Origin of the sequence: Sphingomonas echinoides ATCC 14820, assembly GCF_000241465.1 — a bacterium.
In the GTDB taxonomy this organism is placed as follows: Bacteria; Pseudomonadota; Alphaproteobacteria; order Sphingomonadales; family Sphingomonadaceae; genus Sphingomonas; species Sphingomonas echinoides.
The window spans coordinates 1,317,792-1,331,579 of the sequence record NZ_JH584235.1 but is presented as its reverse complement, the minus strand read 5'-3'; the positions used below and the strand labels follow the sequence as shown (position 1 = coordinate 1,331,579).

At 62.8% G+C, this 13,788-nt stretch carries 11 protein-coding genes; 4 read left to right on the top strand and 7 right to left on the bottom strand.

Annotated elements, in window-relative coordinates:
- The first annotated feature begins 159 nt into the window (after positions 1–159).
- Positions 160–1,737: an MFS transporter gene (locus tag ON00_RS06340; RefSeq protein WP_010404132.1), complete on the top strand. Its 1,578-nt coding sequence runs from the start codon at positions 160–162 to the stop codon at positions 1,735–1,737.
- Between the two features lie 32 nt (positions 1,738–1,769).
- On the top strand, positions 1,770–2,798 hold the full coding sequence (locus tag ON00_RS06335) for an alanine racemase (protein WP_010404129.1): 1,029 nt from the start codon (positions 1,770–1,772) through the stop codon (positions 2,796–2,798).
- Between the two features lie 69 nt (positions 2,799–2,867).
- Here the strand turns inward: ON00_RS06335 and ON00_RS06330 are convergent, their stop codons facing one another.
- The 3 genes from ON00_RS06330 to ON00_RS06320 form a co-directional block, all read right to left on the bottom strand.
- Positions 2,868–5,846: a TonB-dependent receptor domain-containing protein gene (locus ON00_RS06330; RefSeq protein ID WP_029622485.1), complete on the bottom strand. Its 2,979-nt coding sequence runs from the start codon at positions 5,844–5,846 to the stop codon at positions 2,868–2,870.
- A 186-nt stretch (positions 5,847–6,032) separates the two neighbouring features.
- Positions 6,033–7,205: an acetyl-CoA C-acetyltransferase gene (locus ON00_RS06325; RefSeq protein ID WP_010404123.1), complete on the bottom strand. Its 1,173-nt coding sequence runs from the start codon at positions 7,203–7,205 to the stop codon at positions 6,033–6,035.
- Between the two features lie 29 nt (positions 7,206–7,234).
- Entirely contained in the window at positions 7,235–8,251 is a 1,017-nt protein-coding gene (locus tag ON00_RS06320) for an alpha/beta fold hydrolase (RefSeq protein ID WP_010404122.1), read from the bottom strand.
- Between the two features lie 82 nt (positions 8,252–8,333).
- On the opposite strand from ON00_RS06320, the gene phaR reads away from it, so the two are divergent.
- Positions 8,334–8,891, top strand: coding sequence for a polyhydroxyalkanoate synthesis repressor PhaR (phaR, locus tag ON00_RS06315; protein WP_010404121.1), 558 nt, complete (start codon positions 8,334–8,336; stop codon positions 8,889–8,891).
- Between the two features lie 8 nt (positions 8,892–8,899).
- Complete coding sequence (locus ON00_RS06310) at positions 8,900–9,079, top strand: hypothetical protein (RefSeq protein ID WP_029622483.1); 180 nt, start codon at positions 8,900–8,902, stop codon at positions 9,077–9,079.
- Positions 9,080–9,098: 19 nt separating this feature from the next.
- Here ON00_RS06310 and ON00_RS06305 read toward each other — a convergent pair whose 3' ends face one another.
- From ON00_RS06305 to ON00_RS06290, 4 genes are all read right to left on the bottom strand, one after another.
- The gene (locus ON00_RS06305) at positions 9,099–10,250 is read right to left on the bottom strand and encodes an aspartyl protease family protein (protein WP_169313320.1); all 1,152 of its coding nucleotides are present in this window, start codon (positions 10,248–10,250) and stop codon (positions 9,099–9,101) included.
- Positions 10,251–10,290: 40 nt separating this feature from the next.
- Positions 10,291–11,820 carry a TadA family conjugal transfer-associated ATPase gene (locus tag ON00_RS06300; RefSeq protein ID WP_029622482.1) on the bottom strand — a complete coding sequence of 510 codons (1,530 nt, stop codon included), beginning with the start codon at positions 11,818–11,820 and terminating at the stop codon, positions 10,291–10,293.
- An 84-nt stretch (positions 11,821–11,904) separates the two neighbouring features.
- Positions 11,905–13,428, bottom strand: a complete 1,524-nt coding sequence (locus tag ON00_RS06295; RefSeq protein WP_083834071.1) for a glycosyltransferase family 39 protein — start codon at positions 13,426–13,428, stop codon at positions 11,905–11,907.
- Positions 13,429–13,484: 56 nt separating this feature from the next.
- Positions 13,485–13,736 carry an ATP synthase F1 subunit epsilon gene (locus ON00_RS06290; protein WP_010404117.1) on the bottom strand — a complete coding sequence of 84 codons (252 nt, stop codon included), beginning with the start codon at positions 13,734–13,736 and terminating at the stop codon, positions 13,485–13,487.
- Between the last annotated feature and the right edge of the window lie 52 nt (positions 13,737–13,788).

Here is a 13,788-nt window from a genome sequence, read left to right as displayed (position 1 = left end):
CGTCGGCGAGATCGCGCTCGCGCTGGGTTGCCGCACCGATAAATCCGCCTAATCTCCCCGCTCGTCGACGGACATACGGCTAAAGGGGGAAAAAGGATGGGGACGACCTTGGATGGGGCTGTAGATCCAGGGTCCGCCGCGCCGCCGAGCCGTAAGGACATGCAATTGATCATTGCGGCCTCGTCGCTGGGTACGATTTTTGAGTGGTATGATTTTTTTATCTACGGGACGCTCGCGGCGTCGGGCATCATCGGGCGGACCTTTTTCCCGGCGCAGAGCGAGTTGCTGCAGACGCTGTACGCGTGGGGCGGCTTTGCGGTCGGGTTCGGATTTCGCCCGCTTGGGGCGGTTCTGTTTGGCTATCTCGGCGATACGCTGGGCCGCAAATATACCTTCCTCGTCACGATTACGGTGATGGGCCTTGCCACGGCGGGCGTCGGGCTGGTTCCCTCGGCTGCGATGATCGGCCTTGGGGCACCGTTTATCGTGCTTGGCTTGCGCATCCTGCAAGGTCTGGCGCTGGGCGGTGAATATGGCGGCGCGGCCATTTATGTCGCGGAGCACTCCCCGCCGGGGAAGCGCGGCTTCTATACCAGCTTTATTCAGGCAAGCGTCGCGGGTGGGTTCATCCTCAGCCTGGCAGTCGTGCTGCTGACCAAGGGCGTCATGTCGGCGGACGTATGGAATGGCTGGGGCTGGCGCGTCCCGTTCCTGTTTTCGATCGTGCTCCTGATCGGATCGCTCTGGATGCGGCTTAAACTCTCCGAAAGCCCGGTGTTCCAGCAGATGAAGGCGGCGGGCCAATGTGCGGGAAACCCGTTCGTGGAGAGCTTCACCTATCAGGGCAATCTCAAACGGCTGTTCGTCGCCTTGTTCGGGATTGCGGCGGGCCTGACGGTGATTTGGTACACGGCGATGTTTACCGTGTTGTCGTTCCTGCAAGGGACGATGCGCGTACAGGAAACCGTCGCGCAAGTGATCGTCGGGGTGGGCGCGCTGTTCGGGCTTGGCTTTTTCGTGCTGTTCGGATGGCTATCGGACCGGATCGGGCGTAAAACGCCGATCGTGCTTGGCTATGGCCTCACGCTCGTGCTGATCTTCCCGATCTTCTGGGTGATGGGCAGTGCCGCCAATCCGGAACTGTCGCGCGCCGCCAAACACGCCCCCGTGGTGGTGTCTGGCCCGGCCTGTTCGCATGAAGTGCTGCCCGAGATGCTCCCGATGCTGTTCCCGACGAAGCAGTCGGATGAGTGTCGTCGCTTGGTCGACTATCTCGCCAAAAAGGGCATCCCCTACGCCAAGGCGCACACGCCGGTGACGCTGGTGATCGTCGGCGGCGTGGGCGTCGATGATATGAGCAATGCGGGGCTGGAGGCAGCGCTGACGCGGGCCGGCTATGATCTGTCGCCGGTGGTTCCAAAGCCGGGCAACATCGCCCTTATTTTGCTCGCGATCCTGGCGCTCAGCGCCTTGTCCGGCATCACTTACGGCCCGGTCGCGGCGTTGCTTACCGAGTTGTTTCCGCCGCGCATTCGGTATAGTTCGATGTCGATCCCCTATCATATCGGCACCGGCTATTTTGGCGGGTTCCTGCCGCTGATCAGCCAGATGATCGTCGTGCATACCGGCAATCCCTATTCGGGCTTGTGGTACACCGTGATTGTGGTGGCGATGGCGCTGATCGTGACGCTGTTCGGCCTCGAGGAGGGCAAACCGGGAACGGCGAGCGCGGACTAGCGCCGGGTAGCACGGAGCGCTAACCGGCGGGGATGACCGCACCGCTTCGCCTCCGCCTTGATTCCGATGCCCTGGTCGCCAATTGGCGCGCGCTCGATCGCCTGAGCGGGGCGGCGGCGTGCGGCGCGGCAATCAAGGCCGACGGCTATGGTTTGGGTGCCCGTAGCGTCGCGACACGGCTGGCTGCTGCGGGCACGCGCGATTTCTTTGTCGCGAATTGGAGCGAGGCGGCGGCGCTTGGCGATCTGGGGCTCGACGTTGCGGTTCTGCACGGCGTTCGCGCCGACGATATGCCGCTGGCGCTGAGCGGCATCGCGCGGCCGGTGCTTAACAGCGCGGCACAGGTGGCGCGCTGGCGGGAGGCCGGGGGCGGGCGCTGCGACGTGATGGTCGACACCGGCATCAACCGGCTTGGGGTCGCGCCGCACGAGGTGCTGGGGGGGCTGCTCGACGGCCTTCAGATCGATACGGTGCTCAGCCATCTGGCGTGCGCGGACGAGGATAGCGCGATGAACCTGCGACAGGTGACCGCGTTCCGCGCGCTGCAGGACCGCACCACCGCGCGCCGGATGAGCCTTGCCAATTCGGCGGGGATCGCGCTGGGGCCGGACTATGCATTTGACCTCACGCGCCCGGGGCTCGCGCTGTACGGGGGCGTTGCGCGGGGAGAACTGGCCGCAGTCGTGCGGCAGGTGGTGACGCCGGAAGCCCAGATCCTGCAACGCCGCACCGTCGCTGCGGGGGATTCGATCGGGTATAATGCGCTCTATACCCCGGCCGCACCGATGGAGGTGGCGATCCTCAATATCGGCTATGCCGACGGCTATTGGCGTGGCTTCAGCAATGCCGGTGTTGCCGCGGCCGGGGATGCTCGGCTGCCGGTGGTGGGGCGCGTGTCGATGGATCTGACCGCGATTTGCGTGGATGCGGCACCTGCGCTCGCAGAGGGGGACTGGGTGGCTCTGGAATATGCCCTGCCTGTGGCTGCAGCGGCTTCGGGCATGTCGCAATATGAGCTGCTGACGGGGCTTGGCGCGCGGTTTGATCGGGTGTGGGGTTAAATAAAGAACGGCGCCTCCGAAGAGGCGCCGTTTAGGTGCGATACATCCGGGTCTAAAAGATCGGGTCTATCAGAACTTGGTGGTTACAGAGACAAAGAAGGTCCGCCCAACGAAATCATAGCCGCTATACAGTGGCGCATTGCCAACACGATTGTAATATCCAGCAGAGATTGATGGCGGATTCTTATCCGTCAAATTGCGAACGCCGACCGTCATTTCATATTTCGGGGCTTTATACGCAACCGATAGCGAATGTAGCCAATAATCCGGAGTGTTGAAGTTATAGGTCGGATCATTGCCAGTCACATAGGTATCGCTGCTCGTGTGCTGCGTCCATTCGCCACTATAATGCACGCTAAAGCCCTTGAGGGCGTAGGTCGCATCGAAAACACCAGTGAAGCGCGGCTGCCGTACGAAACCAACCTGATCGACGATTGGGTCGGTCGGAAGATTTTGGTCATACATCGAGAGGAACTGTGTCACTTTTGCGTTGAGCAACACTTTCCCGCCGGCCAAATCATGGGTGAAGCGAGCATTATAGTCGATCCCGCGAACCACGGAGGTTGCGATGTTCACGTATCCGGTTGTCACGGTGAGCGGGTAGGGTGCCGTGGACCCGCGAACCACAAGATTGCAGACGCTATTGGCCCTGAATTCCACCGAATCGTAGCACTGGCTGAGGATCGTCGAGTAGCTCAACTGGCTTACGCCATTGCTGACCTTAATATCGAAATAATCGACTGACAGCGAGAAGCTTCCGCCCGCAAACTTCGGGTTGAACACGCCGCCGACGTTGATATTGCGAGAATTCTCCGAAGCCAAACCTGAGGCTGCGCCACCCCGCTGGTTGACCTGAATACCATTTGTTGGCGTGAATCCAAGCGGAACGCCGTCTGCGGCGCAGTTTTTAATACGGTTGGGCAAGCTGTTAGCAGTCAAGTTGCCGCAAATGTCGTTTTGAGCAGCCTGGAAGCCCGAAGTTGCTCCCAAATACTGCTCAAACAGCTGCGGCGCACGGAAAGACGTACCATAGCTGCCCCGTACCGAAAACCACTCTACGGGCGAGATGAGTCCACCGAACTTGTAGGTGAAATTACCGCCATAAGAACGATAGCTCGTATACCGCCCTGACGCCGTGACGGTCAGGTCGTGGATCAACTGGTTATGGAGGAGCGGCAGTTCCAATTCCCCATATCCCTCTGTCACAGAGTCGCTACCGCGCGTGATGGTCGACGAGGTGAACCCATAGAGGTTGCCGTTTTGGCTCTCGGTGCTGGGCGTATCGTCGATGTTTTGCGAACGATGTTCCGCGCCGAGCGCGATTTGTGCGGTGCCGCCGGGCAAATCGAAGAGCGGACCGTCAAAGTTCGCGGCGAACGTGGTCTCGCGGAACTTGGTCGTGCCAGTGACCGGGGCGACCACGTAGTTGAGCCAGGCTTGGGGGAAAACGCCACCGATTACATCACTGGTCAGCGCCGGAGCGGCAACGCAGCCGCCGACGGGGTTGCGGCAGGCGAAGCCTGAGCCGGACGCCACGACGTCAAGACTCTGGGCCAATCGATTGGTCAGAATCAAATCGGTAGTGTAGCGCGCATCCGACCAGCTCTGGCTGGCATACAAATCGTAATGAAATTTGTAAGGTAGGTTGCCACGAATGCCGCCACCGAACTTAACGTAATCAGACGTCTGATAGTTGTTGTAATTGCCGTAATTGGCAAAAACGCGTGCAGCTACTGGTGTCCCGGTAATGCAAGTCGGGAAACTTGCCTGGACGCAGCTGCCGAAGTTCCCGTTCCGCAGAGCGGTCGGGAGCAGCAGGCTTCCCTGGTTATAGTCGATGGTGAATTGGCGCTGGCCAAGTTGGCTAGAGTCGCGACGTGACACCAGCAACTCGCCGTACAATTCCGCGTCGCCCAAGGCATGCAGGTTGTACGTGCCGGAGAGGAAACCGTTATAGTTTTCGGTGCCCGAGATCAGGGGCTGGTTCAGCAGCGAAGGCGCGAACGTGTCACGAACGTTGAGGCTGATGCTTCCGCCGCCTACGCATTCATAGCCGGGGTATGCACCGGTTGTAACGAGCGGGTTAGGACGGAACCGGTTGCAAGTGCCGTTATACCCTGCAGGCACCCCAGGGGCCAGGGCGACGGTGCCGCCAAGAACGCCGGGTAAGCCGATTGTATTGATGGTGACGCCGCTGTCGCCGGTGCCGTTGGCAATGCCATAGCATTTGGATTTGCCGGTCTTGGGATCGATAAAGTCGCCGGTGCCGGGGCCGCCGCCCTTTCCATCGTTACGATAGCCGATCTGGCATTGCGAAAAGTCGCGGTCCGCATAGGCAAGAGCGTTACGCTTGTAATATTCGATCGATCCATTGATGGAAAAATCGTCGTTTCCGGCACCGAAGACTGCGGCCAAGCGCTTTTGAACGCCGGCCCCCACGCCAGGTACGTTGACCTCACCATCAAGCTCAAGACCTTTGAATTTGCGGGTGATGACGTTGATAACACCAGCAACGGCGTCAGATCCGTAAATCGACGAGGACCCGGCGTTTAGCACCTCGATGCGATCAACCATTGCACTTGGCAGCGTGTTAAGATCGACCGACCCGACTGCGCCGCGGGAGCCAGACGGTGCCAAGCGACGGCCATTCAGCAGCAACAATGTGCGCGACGGACCAAGGCCACGGAGCGAAATCGTGTTCGCACCCGGGCCACCATTGGTAACGTAACCGCCATAAGCATTGTTGATTTGCGACGTGCCGTTCGTGATCGCATTGCTTTGCAAAAGATCGGTCGTGGTGCTGAAGCCGTTTGCAACAGCATCTTCGCGACGGATCGTGATGACCGGATCCGCGCCCTTATAGATGCTACGGATGTGCGATCCCGTTACGAGGATGTCGTTGCTATCGTCGCTCTTGTCCGTTTCAGTCGGGCTGGTTGACAAGCTCGCCGATTCAGCCGGTGTGCTCGTTTGAGCCCACGCAGGCGCACCTATCGCCAGCATTGCGCTGGCGATAGCGGTCGCTGAAAGAAGACCGTAAGATTTCATATTTGCCCCCATTTTATAACTACCGACCCAAAAAGGGTCGTTGGGGGGAATAAATAAGAAACCTTAGATGCAGACAAGCCCTACCTGTACGTCGCATGAATGGAACGTGACGGTTTGATGAATTTGTGGCACTTTTGTCACGTGCCGTGTGTCACGCCCTGCCAGGCAACCAAAGCGACCGCAGTCTCACCGCTCCACACACAGCGCAATCCCCATGCCGCCGCCAATACACAGCGTTGCCAAGCCCTTGGTCACATCGCGCTTGGCCATCTCGTACAGCAACGTCGTCAGAATGCGCGCGCCCGAGGCACCGATCGGGTGGCCGATGGCGATCGCGCCGCCATTCACGTTGACGCGGTCGGCATCCCATTCGAGTTCCTTGCCGACCGACAGCGCCTGCGCCGCAAACGCCTCATTGGCCTCGATCAAGTCGAGATCCGCGATGTTCCACCCGGCTTTTTGCAGGGCGCGCCGAGTCGCGGGGACGGGGCCGATCCCCATGATCGAAGGGTCGACACCGGCCGATGCCCAGCTCGCAATCCGCGCCAGGATCGGCGATCTGCGGCGTTCGGCTTCGGCGCGGCTCATCAGCACCAGCGCGGCCGCTCCGTCGTTGAGGCCAGAGGCGTTGGCCGCAGTAACCGAGCCATCCTTTTTGAAGGCAGGACGCAGCCCCGACACGCTTTCCACGGTCACACCGGCGCGGATATATTCGTCGTCGGCGACGATCGTCTCGCCCTTGCGGCCCTTGATGGTGACCGGCACGATCTCAGCGCGGAAGCGCCCGGACGACCGCGCCGCATCGGCAAGGTTTTGCGATCGCACGGCAAAGTCGTCCTGCGCGGCGCGCGTGATCTGATATTGCTCGGCCAGATTCTCGGCGGTGATGCCCATGTGATAGCTGTTGAAGGCATCGGTCAGCCCATCCTTGACCATCGTGTCGATCAAGCTGAGGTCGCCCATTTTCTGTCCGGCGCGCAGCAATTGGGCATGGGCGCTCATCGACATCGATTCCTGTCCACCGGCAACGACGATGGTCGAATCCCCCGTGGCGATCGCCTGTGCCGCCAGCGCGACCGCGCGCAGCCCCGAGCCGCACACCTGATTGACGCCCCAGGCCGGAATTTCCTTGGGCACGCCCGCCGCCATCGACGCTTGCCGCGCCGGGTTCTGGCCCTGTGCGGCGGTCAGCACCTGGCCTAGAATGACTTCGGACACGTCCGCACCCGCAACGCCGGCCTGCGCGAGCGCTGCCTCGATCGCGATCCGCCCGAGTTCGTGCGCGGGCGTTGCGGCAAACGCACCAAGGAAGCTGCCGACCGGGGTACGCTTGGCGGCGGTGATGACGATGTCCTGCATGGGGTCTCTCCGGAAATCTGTGTCGCGGCCTATCTAGGGGGCGAAAGCGCCTTTAACCAGTCCGACAGTGGTTCCCACAGTTGCGCGCGCGCGCCGCGCCCGACGATCATCCCGACATGGCCTGCCCCCAAATCGCGGCGGTCGGGCAAGTCTGCGGCGCTTGCCGCCGGAACGATGCGGTCGTTGAGCGACACGAACTCGATCGCCGGGCAGGACAGCGCCGACGGGGCGAGCGTCACCCCGTCGATGCGCCACGCGCCGGTGCCGGGCGTGTCTGCTGCGATCAAGTCTTCGAAGATTTGGGCCCCGGTCGCAAAGGGCAGGGGGGCACCGCCATTGGCCCAATCTTCCAGCGCGATGAAGGTGCGCGCGGCGTCGCTATCCGGTTCCAAAGCGGCAAAGGCTTCATATTTCGCGATCGTGCGCGCCGGATCCAGCCGCCAGAAACCCGCTTGCAAGACCTCCATCGGCACGAGCCCGAGCGTGTCGCAGGCGGGCCTGGCCGAGGCCCACAAGGCTGCTATTTCCGCACGCGCGGCGGCACCGTACCCCGTAAAGTGCCACGGCGATGCGATCAGCGCGACGCCCGCCACCTCGGCCAGACAGGCGGCGGCCAGCGCCATCGTTCCGCCAAGGCAATATCCAACCAAGACCGGCGGCACCGCAAATTTGGCGATCAGCGGCAGCACTATGCGGCGGATATGGGCGTCGACGTCCATATTGCGCGCTTTGGGCTCCGGCGTTCCCCAATCGAGCATGAACGGGCGATGGCCCTGGCTGGCGAGCCAGCGCAACAGCGAACTTTCGGGGCGCAGATCGAGGATGTGCGGCGGGTTGATGAGCGAAGGGATGACGATCACCGCCCGCCCGGTGGCACCCTTTGCCCCATAGTCCCGCAGCCGCGCTTTGCCTTTGCGGAAACGCGCGGGCATCGGCTTGCGCGGTTTTGCGCGCGGCGCATCCTGATAGGCGCGCAGTCCCGCTAGCGCCGCTGCGGTTCGCTCCGGCGATTCCGCCGTCTGATCGCGCAAGATATCGAGGAACAAAGGCAGTGGACGCGGGCCGTGTTGCGGTGCGGCAATAAATGATGGTAGGACTTGCGCAACCACAGGCGGGGAGCCTCTCTTCATGAAGAAGACCGTTCCGGGCGATGGCCCGGTGATCATTAAAAAATACGCGAACCGCCGTCTCTATAATACCGAGACATCCTCTTACATCACGCTCGAGCACCTTGCAGCGATGACGCGCGACGGGCGGGATTTCAAGGTGGTGGATGCAAAGTCCGAAGAGGACATTACGCACAACATTCTGACCCAGATCATCATGGAAGAGGAACAGCGCGGGCAAACGATGCTGCCAGTGCCGTTTCTGCGCCAGTTGATCGCGATGTATGGCGATTCCATGCAGGCGATGGTGCCGGGCTATCTCGAAGCGTCGATGGACAGTTTCCGCCGCAATCAGCAACAGTTCAAATCGGCGGTCGAGGGTGCATTCGCCAATTCGCCTTTCGCGGAATTGGCCAAGCAGAATATGGCGATGTTCGAGGCGGCGACGGCGGCGTTCAAGCCCGGCGTGGCCGCTGGTCTGGCTCCGGCCGCCAGTGCCGCGAGCAAGGATGACGAGATCGCCGCGCTGAAGGCCGAGCTTGGCCGCCTGCACGAAAAGATCGAAAAGCTCGGCGACTGAGCGACGCGGTGCTTTGGTGGGTGGCGGCAGCGGGCGCGATGGTCGTCGCGGGGCTGGCCGGGTTGGGCGACTGGCGACACCGGACGCGGCGCGACCTCGACAAGGTTGGATGGATCAATTGGCCAAGCGTGCAAATGGCGGCGGTCATCGCGGCGGTTGGCTGCGCGATCATGGCGGCGCATCGATGAGGATCGGGCACGACCGCCCTCAATAAAAGGCGCGCAAGGTCAAGGTTCGGGTCACGCCAGTGCAGGTCGCCAGCCGCACGCTGCGCCCGGCGGTATCGACCGGCCAATGCAAGGTGCCCTGGGCGCTGACCGGAAGCCCGTCCACGGCACAGATCTGTTCGCCGGCTTGCCAGCCGTCAGCCTCGGCCGGGCCGCCGCGCATGACATGCAGCACCGTCAGCCGATCGTCGTCGCGGCGCAGAATAAGGCCGCTGGTTGAACGCAGCGGCGGCGTGTCCACGGATGAACCCGGGAGCAACACCATTCGCCCGGCATGGGGATCAAGCAAGACGCGATAGTGGCGCAGGAAGCCCGAACCGATCCGTCCGTTCATGCCGATCGTGGCGGTGTAGCCTCCCGATGGCTCGATCCGCATTTCGACGGTGCGTGCCGGTGCCGCGCCGCTGCGCACGCCGGGGACAATCGCAAGATCGACAATCGCCGCACCGCCGACGCCATAGCTGATGGTCGAACTGGTCGGACGTTGCTGCTCAGCCAGTGCGGACCACGCGCCCCGGGTCACGGTGATGGCGCTGCCATCTCCGGTGTCGATTGCCATGCGCGACAGATGGTGGGTGCCGACAAGAAGATCGGTCACATAGCTCGACCATTCCCCGCCAATCCGCAGCGGCGCGATGTTCCCGGCGAAGGGGAGACTGCCCGATGGGAGCAAGCGGAAGCGCTGTGCGGCATAATCGATGTCGAGTGCATAATGCGCGATCATGTCGCTGCCGACCAACAGGTCGATCGCCGCTTGGCCCGTCGTTGCGGGCGGCAGGGGGGCCGTCATCAGGCGGGGGTTTTGCACCGTATGCGCGGCGATGGTGACGCTTGACGGATCCACCCAGCCGCTCGCCACAGTGCCGCCGATCGCAAGCGCGGCATGACCGCCGCGCACGCGCATCCGTGCTGCATCGACGAATCGGCGCGACAGGAGCGAGGTGCTCACCCCCGTATCGAGGATCGCCGCCACGGGGTGGCCATCGACCACCGCCTGGAAGCAAATCTGCTCGGCGGGGGTCAGCGTGAAGGCAACCCAGGGGGCTTCGGCCTCTCGGGCACGGGTTGCGCTTGCATGCGGTATGGGCGGCGCATCGGGGGCGGCGGCGCAAAGCAAAAAAAACAGAAACACGAAGCAACGCATCGGTTGCCATCGATACCCGATTTAGCGGTCAGAGGCACGCCTCAAGATACGCCTGGTCGAAGCCGAAGGTGCGCGCCTTTTCCAGCGTGTAGGGGCGCAGGCCCATCGAGCGATATTCGCCGATGATCTTGCCGTCGGCGCTCTCGTCGAGATATTCGAACTTGAACAGTTCCTGCGTGACGATCACCGGGCCTTCCATGCCGATCACCTCGGTCACGTTGGTGACGCGGCGCGAGCCGTCGCGCAGGCGCTTGACCTGGATGATCATCTCGACCGAATCGGCGATCTGGCGGCTGATCGCTTCCTTGGGAACCTTGATGTCGGACATCATCACCATGTTCTCCATACGCGCGAGCGCCTCGCGTGGGGAGTTGGCGTGGAGCGTACACATCGAGCCATCGTGACCGGTGTTCATCGCAGCGAGCATGTCGAAACACTCGCTGCCGCGGATTTCGCCGAGGATGATGCGGTCCGGGCGCATACGCAGCGCGTTCTTGACGAGGTCGCGGATGCTGATTTCGCCCTGGCCTTCGAGATTGGCAGGGCGCGTTTCGAGTGGGAGCCAGTGCGGCTGCTGCAGGCGAAGTTCGGCGGCGTCCTCGATCGTCAGCACGCGCTCGCCCGGGTCGATCATCTTGGACAAGGCGTTGAGCATCGTGGTTTTGCCCGAGCCGGTGCCGCCCGAGATGACGACGTTGAAGCGGCATGCGCCGGCGATCTTCAGCGCGGTCGCCATCTTGGGGCTCATCGAGCCGAAGCCCGCCATCATGTCGAGCGTGATCGGCTTGGCGGAGAATTTACGAATCGAGATCGCAGTGCCGCGCAAGCTGAGCGGCGGCACGATCACGTTGACGCGGCTGCCGTCCTTGAGGCGGGCGTCGGCGAGCGGCGTGGTCTGGTCGACGCGGCGGCCGACCGAGTTGCAGATGCGCTGCGCGATCTGGAACAGATGTTCCTCATCGCGAAACTGGATCTGCGCGAGCTCGAGCTTGCCCTTGCGTTCGACATAGGTCTGCTCGGGGCCGTTGACCATGATGTCGGTGATGTTCGGATCGGCGAGCAATTCTTCGAGCGGGCCTAGACCGAGCAACTCGTCGACCAGCACCTTTTCGAGTGCGAACTGCTCGCGGCGGTTGAGCGTGAGCTTCAGCTCGGCGAGCACTTCGCCGATGATTGGGCGGAATTCCTCGGCAAGCTCATCCTTGTCGAGCGTTGCGGCTGCCTCGGGATCGACGCGTTCGAGCAGGCGGGGGAGCACCTGTTCCTTGATCTTGTGGATCGAGCTTTCGAAGCCCTCGACCTTGGAATTGCCGGCATCGCCCGAAGACGCTTGCCGGTCGGCAAGGCGCTGCATCGCGTCCATTTGCAGGCCGGGCATGTTGCCGCTCGGCTCGGTTTCGCCCGGAAGCGGCGGCAGGGGGAGCGGCGGGAACTGATCGCTGGCGGTCTCCGCCTCGGTCGCGGGCCGGACGCCCGCGCCGTGCATCGGCCGCGCGACGCCGAAGGCTGGCCGGGTGCCCGGTCCGGCTGATCCAGGTCTGCGCCCAAATGCACTCATGCCACTCAGTTCCTTGTCGTTCGCCCGGACGCTAGCGCCCAAGCTTTTACAATTGCCTAACCACGGTCGCGCGGTGTGCCGACTTTACCGTCCGACGTTGCGCCGCCAGATGACCAGTTGGTCGCGCCCGCCGGTATAGACCCGGTGGGGCAGGCCAGTTGTCGGATGGTAGTCGCGGGCCAGCGTGGCACCCAGGAGTCGTTCCATCGCCGGGTTGCGGTCGGTCCAGATCGAGTGGGCGATGGTGATGATCGTGCCAGGCCGCCGCGCGAGTGCGTCGCGCAGTGCCTGCGCCTGGTCGACGCCCAGCGCATTCGCCTCGCGCGTCGAACTGAGATGCGCGGTGAAGGCGAAGCGCGTCACCCGGCACGCGTTGCTGAGCTGATAATAAGCAACCGGCCCCTCGTAGATGAACAGGCAGCGCGTCGTCACATCGCGTGGCAGTGCGGCGACGACATTCGCAGCATAAACGCGCTCGATCGCGCCGATTTTGGGCGCGACGACGACCGCGTAAAATAGCGGCCATGCCATCACCGTGGCGAAGAGTGCCTTGCCGAACCGGGGAATGGCGAAGGCATGCGCGATCAACGGGCAGCACGCCAGCACCAGCGGAATCGCATAATGCGGGAAATATCCGCCGATCGCGCCGAAATCGACCAGTCCGAACGCGATCCAGCCGAGGATGAAGAGCGTCTCTTTCTCCCACATCTGGAAGCGTTCGGTCCGGGCCCACAGGCCGAGCAGCGCAACCACCAAGGCGGGCAAAGTCAGGATGACGGAGGTCGCGAGATTGTCGATCGCCGCAGGGTCGGTCGGTCGGCCCTTGGCGATTACTGACAGCACATTGGCTTGCCACCAGGCATCGAAATGGCCGAGCGCCGCGTAGGACAGCATTGCCGCCAGCGTAGGCACCGCGGCGGCGAGCACCATCGGCACGGCCAGGCGCACAATGCGGACCGGATCGCGGGTTTCGCGCCACACCGACCAGATCAGCCAGGCCCCAAAGAACCCGCCTTGAAAGATGGCGTTGGTCTTGATCTGGATGGCGAGACCGATCAGCGCCACCGCAGCGACGCCGCTGCCGGTGCGGACACGCTCATTGGCCGTGTCGCAGGCGCGCAGGGTCAGCATGGCCGCTGCCATCACCAGCAGATCGTAAAATACCGGCGTCTGGGTGGTGTCGCCCCACAGAATGTTGAGCTGCGCGAGATAGAACATCCCGGCCATCGTCGCGGGAACCCAGCCAACGCGTCGGCGCATGAACAGCGCGATCAGGAAGGCGGTGGCGGCGGCAAAGGCCGTGGCGACCATTTGCGCGGCAAGGAATCCGTCCCCCGGCAAGAGCCGGATCGCGGCAAACAGGACGAACAGACCGAGCGGCTTGCGGTCCCAAATGTCGACATAGGGCAGTTCCCCATGCCATATGCGGTCTCCGATCAGCAGATAGAGCTGCTCGTCCAGTCCCGCGATCGGATTGCCGAACAGACCGAAGCGGAGCAGCACCGCAGCGATAATCGTTGCCGCAAGCGCGATCCAGGCTGCACGCACCGACACCGCGCTCGCACGGTGGGGCAGGGGACGGGAGAGTTGGCCAAGGAGGATATCCATGGCCCGCTGTGTCGCAGGGTGTAGTTAATGCCCGGTAAAGGGCGGGGCCGCTCGGCTTAGGCGGCGCGTTCGGCCAGCACGGTCAGGCCGTTGGCATTCACTTCGGCGAAACCGCCTTCGATCGCGATCAATTCGGGTTCGCCCTTTTCGGTGCGATAGACCGACAGCGCGCCGTCGCGGATCGTCGACATCACCGGGGCATGGCCCTCCAGTACGCCGAAATCGCCTTCCGATCCGGGGACGACGACCATGTACACGTCCTCCGAGCGGACGAGCTTTTCAGGCGTGACGAGTTCGAAGTGGAGCATTCTTGTGTCCTTCTCCCTCTCCCCTTCAGGGGAGAGGGTCGGGGAGAGGGGC